Origin of the sequence: Tardiphaga sp. vice304 (assembly GCF_007018905.1) — a bacterium.
Classification (GTDB): domain Bacteria; phylum Pseudomonadota; class Alphaproteobacteria; order Rhizobiales; family Xanthobacteraceae; genus Tardiphaga.
Genome location: NZ_CP041402.1, coordinates 4,507,352 through 4,527,409, shown reverse-complemented (window position 1 = coordinate 4,527,409; position 20,058 = coordinate 4,507,352). Strand labels below are relative to the sequence as shown.

Below are 20,058 nucleotides of genomic sequence, written 5' to 3'. Positions count from 1 at the left end.
CTTTTGGGGTGCCTGGCATTTGCGCAGTAGTCCCGGGTCAGGCTTGGTCTTTTAATGACATGTCGTGAAAACGATCTGCTGATTTGATCAGGGCGCCGGTGCTGCTTCAGCAGATCGACGAATTCTCGCATGCGCTTGGGTTGAAGACGGCAAGCAGAACAGCCACTCTTCCGCATCGGCCAAGGTGATCAAAGTCCTTCGACCAATCTTTATCGCTCGCAGCCGACCAGCTTTTATCTCGGCGTAAGTTTTTGATCGGCCAATGCTGAAGCATTTGCAGAATTCTTTGATGTTATAGGCTTTTTTCGATGCGTTCATTTGGTAGGTCCAGGTTGATACTGGACAAGCGTATAGCGGTTGCGGGATGCTTCAAATGCGGACAACCGCAGGAAAAATCCTCACGCTGTTCTTTTAGTTTTTTTCAAAACAATTCTTTTTCGACGCTGAACAATCGCCTCTGGCGTGAATATCTCGCCATTTTTATTGGTGATGTTTGCCTTTTTGAGTACTAGCTCAATAAATTCTGTAGCGACGCCCGTGACCGTATTTGGACACGAACTCTGTTTGAAGTGCTTGATATAAAGGTCGGGCAGAATTTTTGTGATAAGGCGCTCTATAATGTTGGCACGTGGAATGTTGATGGCTAGTTCTTCAGGGAAATTCTTGGCCAACCAATCCGAGGCTGAAATGACAACCGCTTGAAGGGTATCGGCATCGAGTTGCACAACACTTGCCTGACCTAAAGAGATGGTCGGCATAGAAATCTTATTCTGCAATCGAAGGAGGGTCATTACCTCTGCCGAACTGATGATCTGACGAGTGCGTAAGAGTGCGCTCCGTAAAGACACCGCACTTCTAGCCGCTGTTGCGGGACTGTTTAGAAAGACACCCTGAGCTTTTCGAACTGCGATATTCAGTTCGTGCTCAAGCGTCGAAATGTCGACCTTGGGAAAGAGGTTTTTACGCAGACGCATTGGTCGGCTTGTGATCGCTCGGGCGATGTGTTCGACATCGCTGCGTGTCAAAACTTTCGGCATATTGCCAATCACGTCCGCAGCAAGCCGTCACCGTCCGCCAGTGCTTATTCGATGGTTATTTGACGGAAGATCGAATTCAACGGCCAAGCCATTGAAAAGATTGGTGCTCCCTAGCGGAATCGAAGCTAATTACTAGTTCAGTTTCAAAATCAGTTACTTAGAACTGGGTTTGACACTTTTAAGCCCCCGTCATCGGGCCTAAAACTCCCACCCTTTCCCTATGCTTTTTGCGACCCTGTCACACCGTCAAACCGGCTGCGCGGGCCGCTGGGTGCTGTTCGGGAACGCCGGGGCACTGGCAGGCAGGGACTTGCTCGCGGCGCTGGCACGGTTGGCTGTCCCGGCGTGCAGGCTTGCAGGCTCGGGGCTGACCGGCAGGACAAACGGCACTTTGGGGAGGGAGTGAAATGAAATAGTCGCGTAATTTAATTGCGAAGATTTATGCTATTCTGAACTCTTATTCCGTTAGTAGAATTAAATTCTATTTTATAGCATAATATTACCTAAATAGGAATTATCTTCCAAAAGAGGCCTTCTTGATCTGACTACGTTAAGACCCTATCTACCCCATACGCGATAATTGGGTCGGTACCTGATCCTCCGTTTCAAATCACCCCTTCATCTTTGGCGACTACATCACCCGGCACCACCGTGCAGGGCGACGACGCGCGCCTGTACCCTTCGCCTGACGGAAGCCATCTGCCGGCCCGTAGGCCAATCCGGAGAACTGACTATGCCCAACAAGTGCACGCCTCACCAAGTGCCAGAAGAGGATCGGCTAATTGATGCGCGATACATCGTATCAACCGGTTTGTACCGGTCACCCGCCGCTGTCTACAATGCCGAAGCGCTCGGCAACATTCCGAAGAGCTTCAAGGTTGGCCCCGGCGCTCGCCGATGGAAGCTGTCAACGTGGCGCGTGTTCGTCGCCAAGCTCGAACAGGACGCAAACGCCGCAGCCTGACCGCCGACAACTAAACACCTGATCTATCGCCGCCCTCCAGCATCCGCTGTGAGGGTTTTTTTTGATGCCCGCGATCGGGCAGAAGAGGACCAACACCATGTCTACCCAAATGTACGAACGCGCTGAGATCACCGACCGCAGCGACCTTATCCTTGAAGCGCTTTGTCAGCGCCATCGGAAGAGCGAGCCGTTGCCTGCGCGCGTCACCCTGCACGGCGAAGAAATCGCAACACGCGCCTTCCTGCTCGGTCACCGCACCGACCACCGGGAATCCTGGCCTTCTCTGGCAAACCTGATCGAGACCGCGACCGCAATGCCGCTGGTTTCAGAGGTAGCGCTGACCGTCGAAGGCCGAGCGACTTACCGCAGCTAACTATCAGTCGCCACTTCTATCCGGCTAACAGGCCTGTCGCCGAAGCGGCGGGCCTTATTCAATATGGGGTTCGAGATGACCACGACCACACCAACCGCACCACTGCACCCGTTCCTGTCCGCAGGAGGATCGCTGCTGATCATCGGCGATATTGGCAGCTACAAGACGGCGGTGCTTAGCAGCATGTCGCGGGCAATCGCGTCGGGCCGACCTTGGGGCAGCTTGGCGACAGGAAAGATGACGGTCAGGATTGATACTTGGAGCAGCCTTGAGCGACTTGATGATGCTGCGTTCGCACTGACCGGCGAGGCCAGCGAGATGGAAGAGCTGCGAGATACTTTCGCATCAACCCCGTGCGACTACGGAGACTCGTTCCCGAACAAGCCCAACTTCGAAGAGTTGCGGATTGTCGCCCGTCAGAACAACGAGGGTGGTCCTGTAGTCATCGCCATTGATGACTTCGACCGCGTCGCGCCAATTGGATATGAGGCTAACGACCGCATTCTCGCGCAGGCCATGTCCCACGTCGTGTGCAACTTGCGAGATGATAATAGCATCGTCGCGACCATGACGGCGTCGGCAGAGACCTTCATGACTCATTTTCGATCACTCGCAAAGCAGTTTGACTGTATCGCTCATGTCGAACGCCTAGGCGACTGGTGGACGCTCACGCTGATCAAATCAACCAACGGGCCAGAAGCCTTTCAGGTCGAGGGCGAAGTATTTTTCCCTGTCGTGTCGGAAGACGCCTTGGGCAACGAAACGCGAGTGGCCGTCGCCAAACCCATCTTGCAGCTGCCGCACAATCGAAGGACGTTCTAATGCAACAGATTAGCCCGTTCGAGCGGAAACAAATCGGTGTCAAGCGTCTGGCCATGGTCGCCGGTACACCACTCGACTGCAAAGCTGGCTATCAACTATTGGCCAAGGCGACGGCAGGCGAGCAGACTAAACTGATCGAGAAGTACATGCACAGTAAGATTGATATCAGTCTTGCAGTGCAGACCGCCCGAATTGAGGCCCGCACCACGCGGCGCGCGGTCACCACCAAGAAGGCGAAAGACGAAGCCGCCGACGTAATGGTCGCGCTGTCCGACATCTTGAAGGACGGCATGAAGCTGTCGGCGCTTTGCCGAACGCTCGCGGATACCGGATCGCAGCCGGGGCGTGCCGTCTTTGCGGCGCGGATGTTCGCCGCGTTCTCGGATACGCTCACCGTTAGGCTCGCAGAAGCAAAGTGTCCATTGGTGCAGCGGGAGCCTGCGGCCCGAACAGAAGCTGCACTGTGTCTCTGGCTTGCAGATGCGAAAGACGAACCGGGCGCGATGGCACAGATGGCGCAATTCTTCGCGGCCCTCGCCGACAACATCGTCGAGGTGGAATGTTCGTCAACTCAACGTCTGCGGGTCGCGACCACTATAGCCGAACTCATTAACGACGGCCTCGACCCCGAAGCTGTCGCTGACGAAGCGGACTTCGACGACAATCATGAATCACAATGGTCCTTCATCGCGCGCAGCCGACAGGGCCAGCGCTACCGTGACCCTTCCATGGGAGCCCGGCAAGATGTCGAGACTGAACTTAAGGAATACACCGATGCGCAATAACATTATCCCGATTTTGGGCGAAAGCACGCTGATCGTAACGCCGGGACGCCGAACAGGCTTTGCCATCTCGCACAGCAACAGAAGTGTTACGGACGTGTTCCAACTTTCGCCGACCAACCAATCGCCGGAGGGCATGCTCGCTATGCTTCTTTCTGTTCTCGGCAGCCGCGCCGAAATGATCCGGTACGTTTTGGTGATCGATACGCCAGCATTGCCGGGTGACGGCGCGGTCAGGGTTGCCGACGCAAGGACGGCAGCCGTGGCGCTGGCAGCAGGGTGCGGCGCAGAGCTTAGATCGCTTGGCTACCAATGCCTCAAGGCCGTCGCCGACGAATACGACGTGACGCTGAACGATAGCACGGGCTTGGCTGCGACGGTTGAGAAGCACCGTAGAGTGCTGGCCTCTCAAGGAGAGAAGCTCGGCGAACTACTGCACCCGGTTGATCCTGCGAAACAGGCAGACCATTCCGACCTTCGCGCTCTGTCGCGGCATGTACAGGAGGCGGTCGCGTCATGACCGAACTATCAGAACCTGAACGGGGCGATGTGCTTGCGAAAGTCGGCCCGTACGAACTGCGGAAAGGCGGGACGCCGATGGCCTTCGTGGTGATCGCGCCCGGCATTCGCAGTTGGTTCAGTATCCTTTGGGATGGCGAACGAATTGAGACCAGCTCGCACGCGCACATGCTGCGCAGCCGGTCGCCTCATATATACAAGTGGGCTGAGAAGGCCCTTATCGATTACGCTGCGCAGCAGCACAAGGCCGGGACGTACGAACATGCTCGACAAATCTGACTACGACGCACTGCTCGGCTTACAGGTCGAGGCGAACACGAAAGACGTCATCAAGCAACTGAACTTCATGTTCGGCGGTCTGGATAAAACGCAATACTCCAATGGCCGAATTGAAGTTGGCAGCACCGCAGGCGAATGCAAGTTCTTCAAGCTGTCGCAATTCCACAAGGTCGCGGCGTACGTGACGGAGCGGACGCACAGCGGCGAGAAGACCTATATTCACGCTGGACTGATCAAGCCAGACGGTGAGAAGGTGCAGCGCGCGTCTCAGGGTCTGCATGGCACGCACTCCAAGGGCGCAGACGTTCTGTGTTGGCCGGTTGTGTGGGGCGAGGCCGATCACAAAGACCTCGACTACAATCGCGAGCTGACGGGCGAAGAGCGCAACGACGCTCGGCTTGCAGCTTTTGAAGCTGCCGCGCCATGGGGCTTCATCTATGCGACCGGCAGCGTGCCGACGTTGCGACTGCAAGGCCTGATGCGTCTCGACGTACCGGCGTCACCGAACGATAAGGCATTTTGGGACGTGCTCAAGTCGATCAGCGTAAACGGCAAGCTCGACGTAGGAGCTAACAACTCTTCGCAGTTGGTTCGGCTGGCCGGCTCGGTCTCGTTCTCCGGCGGCGTGCAGAAGGCCGTCGAAGTTGGCGAAGTGCAGCGCATCGACGAAGTCGTGCGGGTTTTGACGTTCAAGCCAGCTATCAAGCATTCGCTCGACAAGCTGCACACCCAGCTCGCCAACGAAGGCAAACTGATCGAAGCATCGGCGAAAGGCGCGCTGGCATCGGCCAAAGGTCTTGAAGACCTGATGTCGAAGGTCAAGAGGCCGGATGATTCCAACGACCTCGACGCGAGTGCCGTTGTTAACTACGTGAAAAAGCAGGTCGCGAAAGCGTGCGAGCTGGAAAGCGGAGGCGACACCAATCGGCGCAGCGCAATCCTCGGTGCTGCAAAGGCCATCGGCGGGCTGCTCTGGACCGGTCACTTCGAGGCCGAAGACATTATTTCCGACGATGAAGACTTCTCACTAGTCGAAGCATACCACGCCAACGGCGGCGCGGCTGACAACGGTGAGAACGGAATTGCCAAGGGCATCATTGATGCTATGGCGACGGGCGCAGCAAAGCCTCTGCTGTCGGTCGGTACGGCCAGCACAGCAGGGGAAGCGTTCGGCGCTGTCGATGACGACGACGACGACGAAAGCAGCAAGGCCGTACAGAAAACCGTTACGGCGTTGTTCAGTCCCGTGTCACTCAGTGGACCCTTCGACCTCGCGACCAGCATGCCGCGCCGCTACGTTTATCGGCATTGGTTCGCGCTGGGGTATTTGACGATGATCATCGCACCGGGTGCCGCTGGCAAGTCGGCGCTGTTGCGTGCCATCGCGATCTGCATTGCGGCTGGCGTGGACTATCTGTCCGGTGATCGCGCCAAGCTCATTCGGCCCCGTCCGATACTTATCGTCAACGGTGAAGACGATATCAAGGACATGCTAAAAGGCGTGGAAGCATTCCTTCGCGAGCATGAAGCTACACCGAAGGAGCGTGCCAGCGTGTATTCGAACCTCAAGCTGTTTAGTTCGGTCGGCGCTGACCCGTCCGGAAAGCGGTCGTTCGGCCTCGCGAGCTACGACGAAAAGCGCGCGGTGAAGATCACTACACTGGAGCGCAATGCCATCGAGTCGTTTATCGATGAGCACGGCATCGAGGTGGCGCTGTTCGACCCATTGGCTTCACTGCACACGACCAGCGAGTCCAACGAAGACTTGGATGTCATCGCTCGAATGTTCGCAGGGATCGCCACGCGAAAGGAGATCGCGGTCGGTCTAGCGCACCACACCACGAAAAGCTCAGCGTCGGCGGGCAAGGTGGACTCGCTCGACGCTCGCGGTGGCGGCGCAGCTATCAATGCGGCGCGTATCTCTATCGTGATCAACGGGGTTAGCGCCGATGATTGCGAGGTCGCGAATGTGCCGCCACGGTTTGCGCATCGCTATATGTCGGTCAAGCTGGGGTCGAAGGCGAATCTTGTTCTCGGCGGCGGGCCGGCGCTCATCTTGGAGAAGGCCAGCCACGACGCCGGCAACGCTCGCGATGGGTATGCCGCCGACAGCATTGTGGTCCTGAAACACCACGGCGAGGCGGACCCAACGGCTGCCTTTGGTGACGACGTCGAGGATGGCGGCGAAGCACAGGGCAAGACGACTGCGCAGCTGGAAGCCGACGCGGAAGCCATGCTGCGGCTCTGTATGGATCATGACGGGCTGCCGGACTTCTTGGCGGACTACCTGAACCGGGAAGCCGCTACGTGCGACCAGCGGGACGCCTACAGCGTTCAGTCGAACGTCCTACGGTCGCGGCTGGCCTTTGCGCTGGATCACTTCGCGAACCGCTCCAAGGTGCCTAACAACGCCAATAAGGCAGCACGGGATAAGCGCGACAGACAGCGCAAGTCTCAGTTGGAAGTTGCCTTGAAGACGTTGAGCGAAAAACGTGGCGCGATCAGGCTGACCGGAGAGGGCGGAAAGCCTTCCACCATCTCCCTGATTTAGCTCGCGGGCTGAATGCTTAAGGCCAACTTTGCAACTTCTAGACACCGGCAGGAATGGCCTGTTTCTGCCGGTCCGCCTGCCGGTCGCCTGCCGGTCCAGCCTGCCGGTAGGCTGCCGGTTTTCTGCCGGTGCCTGCCGGTCCTTTTAGGTCGCGATAACATAAGCTTAGAACCTACGCCTGCCGGTGCCTGCCGGTGCCTGCCGGTTCAAAATTCACCAGAGCCTGCCGGTCTGGGGGTTAGCTTGGAGAGCTTCCCCCGACCGGAAGGCGAATGCGGTCAGAAAAACAGCAGTAAGATAAGCACATCCCTCATTATCGCGAACTATACGAGCTTATGGGCACCGGCAGGCACCGGTTCGACCACAGTCTGCCAGACCAAAACCCGAACCCGGACAGCTCAACACGGCTCGGCGATGACCCATTGCGGGAATGTCAGGACCGACGCATCAGCGCGATCATTCAGGATATCGGTCGCCCCGGCGCTGGTCGTCCAGGCGGACAGGGATAGACGGCGCGCTTGAAGGGTCAGGGTTCTTTAACGATCTGAATGTAGAATTGGAACTTTAATGACGCAGCATAATTTCCAAGTGGTGAGGTCGGTTATGGGAAAACTGATAATATTTCCGTCTGTAGGACGAGCAACCTCTGATGTTGAGGATCAATCGGAAATCGTTGCTGTTCGAGAACAACAAAAAGAGGCAGTAGAAGTTCTTTCGCTCGCATTGGACGAGTTGACCGCGTTGATTGCGATAATCGGAAAACGAATAAACAGCCTCCCACATGGCGATCCTCGCATGGCGCTGACCGTCGAACAGTTGCAACTGAACATCGTCGTTTTTAAAGCCAAACAAGTCGTGTCGAATATCGGAAGTGACATTATCTCTTGCGGCCCAACTTAAACGACCGGTGGCGCTTGGGCGTGAGTGTTAGTAAGCGGTCGACTATTGCAATAGTTGATCCGCGAACATTCAGCCTAAAGTAACAGCCGGCCTCCGTTAGGGGAACAACCTAACTCAGCTTAAGCCACCATTCTAGGCAGGTCCAACTCAAACTCCGTGAACATCAGCATCACGATGCCGAAGGTGCGTGAGCGATAAAAATCCTCTTGGGCACTTTTGGGTGGGCTAATGGAAACGGTCCAACCATAACCATCGTCGAATGCCAACAAAGTCATGCCAGATGGCCAAGGCCCGTAGCTCTGTTCGGCGCGTACCTTTATCAAATGCTCAAGTTGGCGGTAAGTTGCGCTCACGACAAAGTGTGTCAAAAATTCCGGAATTGCACGAACTTCGGGTGTCAACTCAGGACTGCATTCGGTCTGTAATAGCACCTGCTCACGAAAATCGTATTGCCGCTGAAAACCGCAAAATGGGCACTTTAAAAAGGGTATATTCGCCATCCACGATTCCGACCACATCATCTTAGCTGTGCAAACCCAGCAGAGTTGGCGCTTGTTGAAACTTGTTGCGTACGGCATCTGACGACAATGCTACAAAACAACCGATTCGTCACTCCGTAAGCAACTTTTGCCTACCCCGTATGATTTCGGGGTACGCTGCGGCGTGCCTTCTGCGCAGGTCGATGCTTGGGCCGATCATTGCCACCACGCTGCGCCAGCAGCAGCCACCAGCTCGACGGTGCGCGCCCTCGCCGTACATCGGCAGCCGGTCAACGGTCAGGCTATCAGGCGGGCTTCCGAGAGGCTCGGCCTTTTACTCCAGTTACTCCCAAAAGGTTTGCGTTTAGGTACAGGGGTCGCAAACGCAGCCGACGCGCCGTGTGCGCCGTTCATTCGATCGGCACCAGCCGGGCGCGGCCCCAACCCATTCAACAATCAACAATCAACAGGAGGCCAGCATGGCCGTCGTCTTTTCCAAATACAGCACCCACTCCGGCTATGAGGCCAACAACTGCGTCGAAGTGCGCGGCGTCATCAAAGGCGGGTTGACCGGCTACGTCGAGAGCGACATCGGCGGCGCGATCTTTGCCACGAACGGCATCGGCAGCGACGTATTGGTGCTGCATATCAGCGAGGCCGTCCGTCTGCGCAATGAAGGCTTGGCGGATTTCTGATGGCAAACACCGCTCATGAGATCGCACCGTCGCTGATCGTGATGTTCGCTGCCAGCCTCTTGAAGGCAGCAGAGCAGGCCGAACAAGCTGGCCGATCAGCCGCCGCGCCGCGTTGGCGCTTCCCACTTCTGAAATGGATACGATGACATGCAGACCAAGATCAACGCGCCGCTGGCGCAGGTGCTGACCGGCTCGGCATTCAAGATGATGCGGGACATGGCTGCGAACGCAGTGAAGGCCGACGAAGCAAACAGGCTCGAAGATGCCAAGTGGCGCAGCCTGACCGCCAGCTTCGCGCGCCGATAGGTGGCGCATGGGCATCACGGTCAAGCTCGACGCTGTCAACTTCATCAAGTGGGCGACAGAGCTTAGCGCATACACGGTTCGCTTGGCGGCGAAATCTGGACTTAACAAGGCATCGCGCGCCGCTAGGACGGCAGCCATCGAGATGATCTCGTTAGACGAGGGGGTGAGTAGCGCAAGAGCCAAGCGTAGCATCAGTGCGCTCTCGACCGCATCGCCGTCTCGATTGGTTACTACGTGGACAGCCGCTAAGGCAAAGGTCGGCATCATGAATACTAGTGGTGCTACAGTTCGTAAGGGCGTTGGCCTCAGGGCCTCGACGCATCGCGTGACCGGCGGCGGCTCTTCTCACCTGAACGTCGAGAAAGCCTTCTTGCTGCGTGCTAACGGTGGCGTCGTCGTGGTCGTGCGGAAGGGCAAGGGCCGCAACGCGCTCCATGGTATTTACGCCGAGAACCCAAACACGGCCATGGCGCAGGCGGGCGGCGCGGCTCGCAAGGTCTGGGAAAAGGTTGCTTCTGTTAGACTACAGAACGAACTGACCGCCTCAGTGCAGGCCGTGCTATCGGGCGGCATGCCGTCGAGCGACAGCGGGTCGAACAACTAACACCAACACATGCAGCGTCGGTCGTCTTCCAGCGCCTCGTTGCATGCTCGGCAGCGCGCTCATGCGCGAGCAGCGGGAATTGCACCGCAGGGGCGCGCTGTCGTTACCAATCGCTATGTGCAGCCTCGCATAGCGTCGTGGGAGCACGCGCGTGTGGATTGAACCCCGTCGCGCGCGTGAAGACCCCGCAGGCAAAGCAGAGCCCACGACGTGGCCATGGCCGACTGGGTCGAAGCCACGGAATAGGTCGTGGGTCCTCCTGAGCGACCCTTTCGAGGCTCGGGCGGCGCACTGCGCCGCACCTTTCATTAAAACAACTACACAAATAGATCTGAATATGGGGTTTTCGATGTCGCAGATATCAATGAACGCGCTCGCAAATGAGCTAGGCATCTCGCCGAACACCGTGAAGGCTGCAGCCGTTGCCGCCGACTTGCCGCATGGTCGTGGCGGCTTTAACGAGGACAACCTGCGCGCAGCTGTTGAAGACTTCGCTGACCCTGCGCGAATTGCAGGGCATGCGGCATCGTCCGGCAAGACCACCCTCGCGACCACTTCAACCAACACGCTCGCCAACGCACGGGCACGCGCCGAAGAGGCACGAGCCGACAAGCTGGAGCTTGAGCACCGGGTGCGCGTCGGCGAGCTTGTCGAGCGCGAAGCAGTCACCAACGTCGCAACGGACTTGATCGCGGCCGTGCGGACTTCGCTGCTGTCGCTCGGCTACCGCATCGCTCCATTGATCACGGGGTCCACCGACCCGCAGGCCATCGCGGGCATCATCAACGAACAGATACGGACGGCGTTGCGCGAGCTTGCCGACCCCGACCGTTTTCTCGACGAGGTGCTTTCGTGACGGCATTTGACCTTCCATTAATGCAGGCACTGCTCGGGGCCTTCAATCCACCGGAGCTTATCGCGCCATCTGCTTTCGCCGAAGCCAACATAGTGCTGCCGTCCAGCGCGAATGCCCAACCGGGGCCGCTTCGCCTTGCCAGTTACCAGCACGAGCTAGTTGATAGCATTGCGGCGACCGACTGTGAGATTATCGTCTACATGCTTTCGTCGCAGGTGGGCAAGTCACTGTCGGCTGATGCGCAGATGGCCTATGTGATCGCGAGCGATCCGGGACCTGCGTTGCACGTCAGCCCTACGAGTTCAAAAGCGGAGCAGCTTGTTAGAAATCGTATCGACCCGCTGATCGGAGCCAGCCCTACGCTGCGCGCGCTGGTCGGCCGCGGGGTCGCAACCCGCAAAGGATCAACCGGCGGCGCTGACAGCCTGACGTCGAAAACATTTCCCGGCGGACAGATCGACTTCGGATCGAGCTTCAAGGCGGACGACCTCGCGGCGCGAGCTATCAAGTATCTGTTCCTCGACGAAGTGGACCGCTTCGCTAAGTCGGTCGGCGTCGAGGGTGATCCTGTCTCGCTCGCCATCAAACGAACGAAGACGTTTGAGAACGCAGGCCGCAAGGTGGTGATCATCTCGACCCCGACATCACGTATGGGGTCACGGGTTGCTGCGTGGTTCGAACGCGGCGATAAACGTCGGTTCTTTGTTGCCTGTCCCGACTGCGACCACCGCGCGCCGCTCTCATTCGAGCAATTGAAGTGGGAGCAGGGCAAGCCAGAAGCCGCACAGCTTATGTGCGAGCAATGCGGATGCCTTCACGATGAAACGACGAAGCGCAAAATGGTGGACGGCGGAACATGGGTCGCCACTGCGCTCGGTGAACCCGGTGTACGTTCGTACCACCTAAACGAATTGGCGTCCAAGTTCTCGACCCTCGCCAGTGTGGCCGCGCAATTCGACGCCGCGACCACCCCGGAGATGAAACAGAGCTTTTTTAATACCACACTCGCCGAGGTGTACGACGCGGGAACTGAGATCGATCTGTCGTCTTCCGAACTACAGCAACGAGCTGTTGAGATCGTTGCGCCATACCCGGCGGACATTCAACACGTCTGCGCTGGCGTTGACGTTCAGGGCGACCGGCTGGAGTGTACCATACTTGCGACGGGACACTCTGGGCCAAAGGGTGAGCAGGGCCAGGCCTACGTGCTGAACCACATCATCCTGCGCGGGGACACCAGCGCAGATACGGTCTGGCTGGACCTCGACGACGCGCTCGGTCAACGCTTTCAGCTGCTGGACGGGCGCTCGTTGCCCGTACAGATCAGCGCAATCGACTCGGGGTTCAGCGCCGATCAGGTCAACAAGTTTGTGTTGATGCAACGCAAGAAATCGCGACGCTGCTATGCAATCAAAGGAACGGCTGGCTTCGACAAGCCTGCTACCCGCGAGGGTGGTCGCTTGAAAGGCGTGGTCCGGCTTTTGCTGATTGGGGTCGATGGCCTCAAGCTGTCGATTGCCAAGCGGCTATCAATGCAGGCCGTCGGTCCCGGTTACATCCATCTGCCATCGCATTTGGATACGGACTATTTCGACGGCCTCGCATCCGAACAATTGGTGGGGACGCCAAAGCATGGCTTCGTCAGCTACCGCTTCGAGAAAACGGTGCGGGCAAACGAGGCGCTTGATAGTTGCGTGTACGCCTCGGCAGTCGCCACGCTCGCGAAGCCGGACCGCAGTAAGCCTGCCACTGCACAACAACCAAAACCAACTGCAGACGCTCTTGATGTCATGAGCGCTGTCTTCAACACCGGAGGCCAACGTGGCTAAACTCTCACCCAACACTCCCGCTGTCAGCGCCATCGTGGCCGTCGAGCGTGCCCGTATCAGCAGCATCGTCAATTCCGAAGTCGGCAAGTCCCGACGCGATGCGGCTTTGCAGCTCGCGCTCAACACCGACCTGACGACCGACACAGTGCTCGACCTGCTCGCGAAGATGCCGGAAGACGCAAGCTCAAAGTTCCTGATGGCCATGGAGCGCGAGGCCGTGAACTTCACCGGCAACACCGGTGCGGCGAGCATGAACAGCGACCCCAAGGCTGCACGCCTTGAAGAGCTTAAAGGCAGCATGAAGGCGTTCAATCACGCCAAGGGCTACACCGTCAAGCTGAACGAGGACTGATCGAAATGTCGTTTTTATCGAAAGTGAAATCTGCATTTATGGGGTCGCCTGCGCTGACGACCCCGTCGATGCCAAAAGCGCTCCTGTCGCAGTCAACATTTGCGCAGGGGCTGCCATCGTCTGGCTTCGCGTCATCGGCAAACGATAATTCGCAGGACCGTGATGTCTGGTCGGGCTTTCGCTCCATGGCTGGCAGCTACACCTTGCAGACCGGCGGGTATCTCAGCCGCGACCGCAACGCCGCGATCAGTGCCAGCCAGCAGCTTGCCATCAGTGACCCGATCATCTCGACGATCATTATGAACGGCGTGACGCATGCGGTCGGCACCGGCCTCAATCTCAGCATGAAGCTCGACCCGGAAGCGTTGGGGTTATCGCCCGACGTTGCGCGCAAGTTCGGCTCTCAGATTGAGAAAGCGTGGATTCGTTGGAGCAAGGATGCCCTAGAAGTTGATCTCGCTGGCCGACACAATTTAGATCAATTAGCCTCGGCGGCTTTCGAGTCGTTCATGCGGTCTGGTGAGGTTTTGGCTTTGCTGCGCTGGAAAAAGGTCGCCAACTCGCGGACCCGCACGAAGGTGCAGCTGTTGCAGACCAGCCAGCTCGACCAGCAGCGGAACTTCGAGAAGGGCCGCGATGGTGTAGCTGTGCAGAACGGGGTCGAGTTCAACGGGGACGGTCGCGTAATCGCGTACCACATCCGCGAGTTCATTATGGGGCACACGTTGTACACGCCGCTGCCGGTGCGTATTCCTGCCTTTACGGGGTTTGGGCGGCGCAACGTGATTTATCTGTTCCAGTTGCGAGATGGTGCGCAGGTGCGGGGATATCCGGTTGTAGCTCCTGCGCTGACGCCAGCGCAGTCGAAAGCGGTGCTGCAAGAGACCACGCTGACCAGTGCGAACGTGCAGGCGCAAATTGCCATCACGTTGGAGTCGTCACTGCCGGGTGCACAGGCACTGAATAATCTCAAGGTCGATGACGGCCTCGGTTATGAGCAGCCGGGCGGCGTCGCTATTGCAGGCAGCACCGAAGCCGACCGCGCAGCGTTTTACGCGCGACTGCCGCCGAAGCTGGGAAGTATCGCGCCGCTGCCGAAGGGCGACAGTCTAAAGCTGCACCGCGCGCAGAACCCGTCTGCGGGATATCTGGAGTTCGATGCCAGCTTGAGCCGTCAAGCAAGCAAGTCTGCAGGCATGTCGGCCGAAGACGTGAGCGGGGATTATAGCAAGACGAGCTTCTCGGCGTCCCGACTATCTGCAGAAACGCCGCATCGCATTACGATGCAACGGCGAGCAGACATCGCGGCGGCGTTCTATCAGCAGACCTTTGAAGCGTGGCTTGAAGAGGCCCTTGCTACCAATGAAATTAAAATGCCAGCCGGTGTCGTGCCGTACTACGGCAATCAGCATCTGTACCACGAATGCAAATGGCTCGGTATCGGTAAAGTATCGGCCGACAAACTTAAAGATGCCCAAGCGACTGTTTTGGAGATCGAGGAAGGTCTCGGCACCCTGTCGTCAGCTCTCGCAGAGCGTGGTCTGGATTTTGAGACCGTTGCGGAAGAGAGAGCACAGGAGATGCGGGTGCTGAAAGAGCTGGGCCTGTGGCGCGAGCCGAAGGAGATTAACCCCAAGGGGCCGACCGCCCCGACACCGGACAACGAAGATGACATTGCAGCTGAAGACATCGCCGACGAGGGCGGAGCTTCACCGTTGCGAACGAGAAAGCCGAAGCGATGACCAACCCTTGCAATCCGGTGGCGACCCCGCCGCCGAACATCGACAACCCCTGCGCATATCTGGGGCAACTGCGAGCTGCGCTATACACGTTGATGGCGGGACAGGCGCGGGCTGAAATCCGCTTTGGCGATCAGACGCTGCGATATCACCAGACCAACGTAGCAGAGCTGCGGCTGGAAGTGCAACGTCTGGAGCACATGTGCAACGGGGACGGCACCGTGAACAATCGGGGCCGTGCAATGGGGACGCCACGACGGCCAGCCGGTTCACTTGGCTTCCCGCATAACCGCTATCGCTAAGGACATACGACATGACAACGAAGACCGCAACGCGCTGTCCGACGTACCGCAGCATGTGCATCATGCCTGACGGTAGTCGGGAAACAATCGGAGCCGCAGAAGCAAAAGGATTCACGATTGCAAGCGCACAGACGACCAGTCGATCAGTCTCCAAGCCAGCGCCGGCCGTCGCGAGCTACACACCGCGACCCATGACGTTCTCGCAACTTGTTGCCGCGCTGCCTGAGGCTCAAGGCCGACCGGCTGCCGCTGCCGCTCTGGCTGACAACTTCACCGCCGATACCCTTTCCCTCACCAGTGCTGCCGCCACGTTGCGGGGCCTTCCCACCGAACAGGACGACACCACCATGACCACCTCGACCTCGAAACTGTCCGCCGCCGACGTAGCATCTTTTAACAGGCGTGCAGAATTGCGAGTTACCGCTTTGACCCGCAACGGCCAAAAAGGCAACGAGGCGGCTGCGGTCGAAGCCAGGAAAATTAAGCTCGGCCTCTCCATCGTTTCCCAGACCGGCGTTAGCTATGGATCGGCGTTCGCGTCGGTCGGCCTCGACGCCCGCGCGACGATCAGCGCCATCCTTGGAGTTGCGAACTAATGGCTACCGGCGAGCTTAGTTGGTTCGATGCCGACAGGGGGTTCGGATTTATCACGCCGGAGGGTGGCGGAAAAGACGTCTTCCTGCATATCCGCGACGTCATAAGCGCAGGCATCTTCTTCCTGCGCGAAGGCGATCCCATAAACTACGAACTGTCTACCGACGGCCGATCAGGCAAGGCCTGCGCCACGAACATCTCACTTCCCGCACCCCAGCTTTAAGGAGCTATTATGTCTGCACCCACCGTCACCGTCACCCTCAAGTCCCCGCTGCTCACCCATAGCGGGGAAGCAACCACCATCACGCTGAAAGAACCGAAGGCCCGTTCGTTCTTCGAACATGGCGAGCCGTTCAAGATGCGTGTCATAAACGAGGGCCAAAGCGACCGCGTCGAGTTCGATTACAATCACAAGGTACTCGGCAAGTTCCTGCAGGACATGTCGGGCCTTGACGACATGATCCTCGGGAAGGTTAGCGCGAGTGACTACTTCTTGCTCCGCAACGCCGCAACCAACCTGATCATCGGAGTCGCCGGATCGGACCCCACGGAAGCGTGAAACGAGCGAGCGCCATTCTGGTGTTCGACTATGGCCTCGACCCTGACACGGTCGAGGCCTTCTCGCTTTCACGCCTGTACACATGGATTATGGCTGGCAACGATCTCTTCAAGGATCGTGAGAAGCAAAAAGGTGGACGATGACAAACCCGACCGTCACAGCCAGCATCATCGTCGATGATCAGGCTTCACCGGCATTAAAGCAACTCGCTGCGATGGCGAAGATGATCGCCGCAGAAACCAGCGCCGCTCTTGCAAGGAGCGGCAACGTCGATCCGTTCAAGACGGCGAACCGATCAGCGAAAGAGCAGCTTAGTACGCTTGCCAATATCAAGAAGATGCACCACGACATTGCGGGCATCGCTGGCGGCTATCTGTCTGGGAAGGTCGCGCACCAAGTAAAAGACAAGGTGCTCGACTACGGCAAATACGACAAGGAAGTGCGGCTTCAACAGGCAGCCTCGACGGACCACAATCGATCCGATGGGCGTTACAATGCCCAAGACATGGACATGCTGGATAAGCAGCGGGTCGAGGCAGCCAAGACGCGGGGTGTTCCCGTCGAGCAGACGCTGCACGCGCAGAATGAGTTCGTTAAGCGGCAGTTCAGCGCGGAGATGACCGAGGCCGCAACTCAATACGCGATCACGGTCGGCAAGGCGCTCGACATTCCGCTCGAGAAGGCTGCGACGCTGATCGAGTCGATGGTCTTCACTCAAGGCGAAGAGGAAGCACCGCACAACGTCGCGGAGGCGCACAAGAAGTTCAAAGAGGCCGCCGACCGGGCGACGGTGATGATGAAGAAAGGCGCACTGTCCGCAGACGATATCGAAGCGAATACCAAGTATTCTGGAGCGATGGCGTCCGTTGCGCATGTATCGCCGCAGACCAACTCTGCTATCGCGATGACGTTGATGCGAGCGAAGATCAGCGGCGATGAGTCCGGAACGTTCCAGCGTCAGCTCTATGCTCGGCTGCTGTCTCCGACATTGGAAGGCAGGCGCGCTCTCGAAGCTGCGAGCATCAACTACGACGACTATTCTAACCATCAGTCGATTACCCCTGATGCTGTCAGCAATACGATGAAGGGCAAGTTTGGCAAGGCTCTAAGTGCGGCTGCAAAGAAAGCGTTACAGGATAAGATCGACGCGGACGTCAGCAAGGTTCTGGAGAGCGGCAGCAACTTCTCGCAGGCTGTAGTCGAAACGGTCGAAGCCTCCGACGGGAAGCTGTCCAAAACCGACGCCAAGCATGTGACGTCGGCGGCGCAATCTCAGTACAAGCTCGGGCAGACCAATCTGCAGGGCGATGCGCTGTTAGCGAAGATGCTGGAGAAGATGTCGCCGGAGCAACTGCTAGCCTATCTGGGCGTAAAGCAGGGTGCGAAGTTCGACATGCTCAAGGGTGCGCTGGACACCTATAAGAAGAACCGCGAAGAGCTGGACAACGGCACCGGACTTGCGGGTAAGATCGCGGCCGAACGTCAGCAGGGCCTTGGGGCCGCGCTGGACAGGCTAGCATCGTCAGCGGACAGCGCAGAGAAGAACCTTGTCAAGCTGGCAGCGACACCGATTGAAGGTGTCGTCGGGGCTGTCACTAAGATCGTGAATGCATTCGACGCTCTACCGGACAACGTGAAGATGGGAGCGGTGACGGGTGGCGTGTTTGGGCTTGGCGCTGCTGCGCTCGGTTCCGTCGCGAGCGTCATATCGTTGGGGGCGTCTGCAGCTGGTGCGGCTGCATCGCTGAACCTGCTCGCGACAAGAGGCATTCCGGGTATTGCTTCCAGCGCTGTCACAACTACTGCTGCCACTGCTGCCGCCGGCCCTGTCGCTGCGGCTGCAACGGCTGGCAGCAAGATTGCAGGAGCAGTCGGTGCGCTCGCAAAGGGCCTTGTCGTCGGAGCTGTCGTGGCTGCTGCTGTGCCAATCATTTATGAAGCGACCAGCGATAAGACGCAAGGCGTAGACCGTGACCATAGCAAATCGAACACCGCTCGGGCTGCTATCAAGGCGGATGCCGAAGATCGGATGAAACGCGCAATCGAAGAGGCGGACCAGCAAGCCAAGGAAGCCGCAGAACGCGGTAACGCTAATGTCGAGCAGGCCACGCGTCGCGGCGGCAATGGCGCTCTGCGCAAGCAACTCCGAGAAAAGTGGGATAACCGGGACACGGTTGATGGAACAGCGGCCCCCGCTGCCAGCGTGCCGGTGACTGTTACAGGCGAGATGACGGGGCAGGCGAATATCACTGCGAACATCTCGCTTACGCCGTCGCCGATGTTCATGGCAAAGATCGATGGTCTAGAGGCCGCAGTGCTGCACTTGAAGGGACAGGCCGGCAGCGGCAAGACCGGCTTCAACATGGGCGGCAGCAATGGTGCTCAACCCGTATCAACTGGCAACCCTTCAGGCGGGCACCACTAACACAGGAGCAAGGCAGTGACCTTCGCTAGTTACTTCCGTGAGGCCGCGAACGAAATGGCCTCTGCTATCAATGACACCATGGGGGAGACGGTCACCGTCTTTCCCTACACGGCAAAGCCGAACTTCCCATCTATGCCAGACCCGTCGCTGTTGCCGTTCTCTATCACTGCCGTGTTTACTCACAAGGCAGTGATGGCGTTCAGCAAGAAGGGCGAGCCGGCTTCTGGTAACAGGGAGTTCGACCTCGCGCCGCTGATCAGCACAAGAAAGCCGTGCTTCTCAGTGAAGGCGTGCGAACTGCCGTTCCCGCTTCGCCAGCACTATCGGATTGAACGCTGCTGGGACAAGACGCAATGGGAGATCACTGACATGAAGCCTGACGGTATCAGCCGCATCGAACTTGATGTCGTTCAGCTGGGCCGCAGCGGTCAACTCGACCGGCCGGCACGATGACGGATGTGCAATGGACATATGCCGTCGTGCTGCTGTCGGGCGCACCGCTGGCAGTCATTGCGTGGCCCCACCTTCCGCTCGCAGCTATCCATATGGCTGCGGGCGCGGGGCTAACGCTGGGCTTTGGGGCCGTCACCTTCCTCGCGATCCACTGGCTTTACGGCTTCTATTCGGCACTGATCGGGGGCAACCGGTGAGCACCTTACAGAAAAGAAAAATTGCCGTTTTATTACAACGGCGGTGACAGGAATTGTGAGGTTCGCGACCGCAGATTAGAACGAGAATTGCAGTTGCGGCACAGGCGGTTCGGGTGTTTGCAGAGCAACGATTGTTAGGTCTGTCACCTTACAAGCCTATTTTACAGATTGCCCATATCGTGGGAGTCTCCTGCTATCGAAACAGGAGCAACCCCGATGACCGCCACCATGACCCTTGCGACCCGCCGCTATAACCTCGACGGCTATCCGTGCGTCGAGACGGTGCGCCGAACAGCGAACGGACTAACACTCTTGCAGTCGTTCGGCGGCCATCCCCAAGAGACCGATTGCGAGACGTCGTACACCGCCGACAAATACTTCGCTTGGCTCTTGGAAGCCCCCCAACAGATCACCCGCCACTGATTGCGCTGACAACATCAA

Annotated in this window: 27 protein-coding genes; 24 read left to right on the top strand and 3 right to left on the bottom strand. The window is 58.1% G+C overall.

Translation table 11 applies throughout. The features are described 5' to 3' along the window. Positions 1 to 87: 87 nt before the first annotated feature. Together FNL56_RS21565 and FNL56_RS21560 are read right to left on the bottom strand one after the other, a co-directional pair. Positions 88 to 318, bottom strand: coding sequence for a helix-turn-helix domain-containing protein (locus FNL56_RS21565; protein WP_143582363.1), 231 nt, complete (start codon positions 316 to 318; stop codon positions 88 to 90). An 80-nt stretch (positions 319 to 398) separates the two neighbouring features. Next, positions 399 to 1,037 carry a hypothetical protein gene (locus FNL56_RS21560; protein WP_143582362.1) on the bottom strand — a complete coding sequence of 213 codons (639 nt, stop codon included), beginning with the start codon at positions 1,035 to 1,037 and terminating at the stop codon, positions 399 to 401. A 733-nt stretch (positions 1,038 to 1,770) separates the two neighbouring features. Here FNL56_RS21560 and FNL56_RS21555 point away from each other — a divergent pair. The 8 genes from FNL56_RS21555 (at position 1,771) to FNL56_RS21525 (ending at position 8,227) form a co-directional block, all read left to right on the top strand. Continuing rightward, positions 1,771 to 2,001 carry a helix-turn-helix transcriptional regulator gene (locus tag FNL56_RS21555; protein ID WP_143582361.1) on the top strand — a complete coding sequence of 77 codons (231 nt, stop codon included), beginning with the start codon at positions 1,771 to 1,773 and terminating at the stop codon, positions 1,999 to 2,001. Between the two features lie 97 nt (positions 2,002 to 2,098). Continuing rightward, positions 2,099 to 2,374 (top strand): hypothetical protein, encoded by a 276-nt coding sequence (locus FNL56_RS21550; RefSeq protein WP_143582360.1) that lies wholly within the window; start codon positions 2,099 to 2,101, stop codon positions 2,372 to 2,374. A 75-nt stretch (positions 2,375 to 2,449) separates the two neighbouring features. Beyond that, entirely contained in the window at positions 2,450 to 3,196 is a 747-nt protein-coding gene (locus tag FNL56_RS21545) for a hypothetical protein (RefSeq protein ID WP_143582359.1), read from the top strand. After that, positions 3,196 to 3,981 carry a hypothetical protein gene (locus tag FNL56_RS21540; protein ID WP_143582358.1) on the top strand — a complete coding sequence of 262 codons (786 nt, stop codon included), beginning with the start codon at positions 3,196 to 3,198 and terminating at the stop codon, positions 3,979 to 3,981. The genes FNL56_RS21545 and FNL56_RS21540 overlap by 1 nt, the downstream gene beginning before the upstream one ends. Continuing rightward, positions 3,971 to 4,498, top strand: coding sequence for a hypothetical protein (locus tag FNL56_RS21535; protein ID WP_143582357.1), 528 nt, complete (start codon positions 3,971 to 3,973; stop codon positions 4,496 to 4,498). The genes FNL56_RS21540 and FNL56_RS21535 overlap by 11 nt, the downstream gene beginning before the upstream one ends. Further along, a complete protein-coding gene (locus FNL56_RS27845) occupies positions 4,495 to 4,776 on the top strand; it encodes a hypothetical protein (protein WP_168204691.1) in 282 nt (93 codons plus the stop codon). The genes FNL56_RS21535 and FNL56_RS27845 overlap by 4 nt, the downstream gene beginning before the upstream one ends. Beyond that, positions 4,760 to 7,327: an AAA family ATPase gene (locus tag FNL56_RS21530; protein WP_168204690.1), complete on the top strand. Its 2,568-nt coding sequence runs from the start codon at positions 4,760 to 4,762 to the stop codon at positions 7,325 to 7,327. Before FNL56_RS27845 ends, FNL56_RS21530 begins: the two co-directional genes overlap by 17 nt. Before the next feature lie 567 nt (positions 7,328 to 7,894). Next, complete coding sequence (locus FNL56_RS21525) at positions 7,895 to 8,227, top strand: hypothetical protein (protein WP_143582355.1); 333 nt, start codon at positions 7,895 to 7,897, stop codon at positions 8,225 to 8,227. 119 nt (positions 8,228 to 8,346) lie between these two features. Here the strand turns inward: FNL56_RS21525 and FNL56_RS21520 are convergent, their stop codons facing one another. Continuing rightward, positions 8,347 to 8,727 carry a hypothetical protein gene (locus FNL56_RS21520; protein WP_143582354.1) on the bottom strand — a complete coding sequence of 127 codons (381 nt, stop codon included), beginning with the start codon at positions 8,725 to 8,727 and terminating at the stop codon, positions 8,347 to 8,349. 458 nt (positions 8,728 to 9,185) lie between these two features. Here FNL56_RS21520 and FNL56_RS21515 point away from each other — a divergent pair, with 458 nt between their 5' ends. The 16 genes from FNL56_RS21515 (at position 9,186) to FNL56_RS21450 (ending at position 20,040) form a co-directional block, all read left to right on the top strand. Beyond that, positions 9,186 to 9,401, top strand: a complete 216-nt coding sequence (locus tag FNL56_RS21515; protein ID WP_143582353.1) for a hypothetical protein — start codon at positions 9,186 to 9,188, stop codon at positions 9,399 to 9,401. Further along, the gene (locus tag FNL56_RS27840; protein ID WP_168204689.1) at positions 9,401 to 9,547 is read left to right on the top strand and encodes a hypothetical protein; all 147 of its coding nucleotides are present in this window, start codon (positions 9,401 to 9,403) and stop codon (positions 9,545 to 9,547) included. The genes FNL56_RS21515 and FNL56_RS27840 overlap by 1 nt, the downstream gene beginning before the upstream one ends. Position 9,548: 1 nt before the next feature. Then, positions 9,549 to 9,707, top strand: a complete 159-nt coding sequence (locus FNL56_RS27835; protein WP_168204688.1) for a hypothetical protein — start codon at positions 9,549 to 9,551, stop codon at positions 9,705 to 9,707. A gap of 7 nt (positions 9,708 to 9,714) precedes the next feature. Further along, a complete protein-coding gene (locus tag FNL56_RS21510) occupies positions 9,715 to 10,311 on the top strand; it encodes a hypothetical protein (RefSeq protein WP_143582352.1) in 597 nt (198 codons plus the stop codon). Positions 10,312 to 10,675: 364 nt separating this feature from the next. After that, on the top strand, positions 10,676 to 11,167 hold the full coding sequence (locus tag FNL56_RS21505) for a hypothetical protein (RefSeq protein ID WP_143582351.1): 492 nt from the start codon (positions 10,676 to 10,678) through the stop codon (positions 11,165 to 11,167). Continuing rightward, positions 11,164 to 12,996 carry a phage terminase large subunit family protein gene (locus tag FNL56_RS21500; RefSeq protein WP_143582350.1) on the top strand — a complete coding sequence of 611 codons (1,833 nt, stop codon included), beginning with the start codon at positions 11,164 to 11,166 and terminating at the stop codon, positions 12,994 to 12,996. The genes FNL56_RS21505 and FNL56_RS21500 overlap by 4 nt, the downstream gene beginning before the upstream one ends. Beyond that, positions 12,989 to 13,348 carry a hypothetical protein gene (locus FNL56_RS21495; RefSeq protein WP_143582349.1) on the top strand — a complete coding sequence of 120 codons (360 nt, stop codon included), beginning with the start codon at positions 12,989 to 12,991 and terminating at the stop codon, positions 13,346 to 13,348. The genes FNL56_RS21500 and FNL56_RS21495 overlap by 8 nt, the downstream gene beginning before the upstream one ends. A gap of 5 nt (positions 13,349 to 13,353) precedes the next feature. After that, positions 13,354 to 15,090 (top strand): phage portal protein, encoded by a 1,737-nt coding sequence (locus FNL56_RS21490; RefSeq protein ID WP_143582348.1) that lies wholly within the window; start codon positions 13,354 to 13,356, stop codon positions 15,088 to 15,090. Continuing rightward, entirely contained in the window at positions 15,087 to 15,389 is a 303-nt protein-coding gene (gene gpW / locus FNL56_RS21485) for a gpW family head-tail joining protein (protein WP_143582347.1), read from the top strand. The genes FNL56_RS21490 and gpW overlap by 4 nt, the downstream gene beginning before the upstream one ends. An 11-nt stretch (positions 15,390 to 15,400) precedes the next feature. Continuing rightward, positions 15,401 to 15,985, top strand: a complete 585-nt coding sequence (locus tag FNL56_RS21480; protein ID WP_143582346.1) for a hypothetical protein — start codon at positions 15,401 to 15,403, stop codon at positions 15,983 to 15,985. Continuing rightward, on the top strand, positions 15,985 to 16,206 hold the full coding sequence (locus tag FNL56_RS21475) for a cold-shock protein (RefSeq protein WP_143582345.1): 222 nt from the start codon (positions 15,985 to 15,987) through the stop codon (positions 16,204 to 16,206). The genes FNL56_RS21480 and FNL56_RS21475 overlap by 1 nt, the downstream gene beginning before the upstream one ends. A gap of 9 nt (positions 16,207 to 16,215) precedes the next feature. Then, on the top strand, positions 16,216 to 16,542 hold the full coding sequence (locus FNL56_RS21470) for a hypothetical protein (protein WP_143582344.1): 327 nt from the start codon (positions 16,216 to 16,218) through the stop codon (positions 16,540 to 16,542). 139 nt (positions 16,543 to 16,681) lie between these two features. Further along, positions 16,682 to 18,967 (top strand): phage tail tape measure protein, encoded by a 2,286-nt coding sequence (locus FNL56_RS21465; RefSeq protein WP_143582343.1) that lies wholly within the window; start codon positions 16,682 to 16,684, stop codon positions 18,965 to 18,967. Between the two features lie 15 nt (positions 18,968 to 18,982). Further along, positions 18,983 to 19,420: a hypothetical protein gene (locus tag FNL56_RS21460; protein WP_143582342.1), complete on the top strand. Its 438-nt coding sequence runs from the start codon at positions 18,983 to 18,985 to the stop codon at positions 19,418 to 19,420. Continuing rightward, a complete protein-coding gene (locus FNL56_RS21455; protein ID WP_143582341.1) occupies positions 19,417 to 19,617 on the top strand; it encodes a hypothetical protein in 201 nt (66 codons plus the stop codon). The genes FNL56_RS21460 and FNL56_RS21455 overlap by 4 nt, the downstream gene beginning before the upstream one ends. Before the next feature lie 216 nt (positions 19,618 to 19,833). Further along, the gene (locus tag FNL56_RS21450) at positions 19,834 to 20,040 is read left to right on the top strand and encodes a hypothetical protein (RefSeq protein WP_143582340.1); all 207 of its coding nucleotides are present in this window, start codon (positions 19,834 to 19,836) and stop codon (positions 20,038 to 20,040) included. Positions 20,041 to 20,058: the final 18 nt, after the last annotated feature.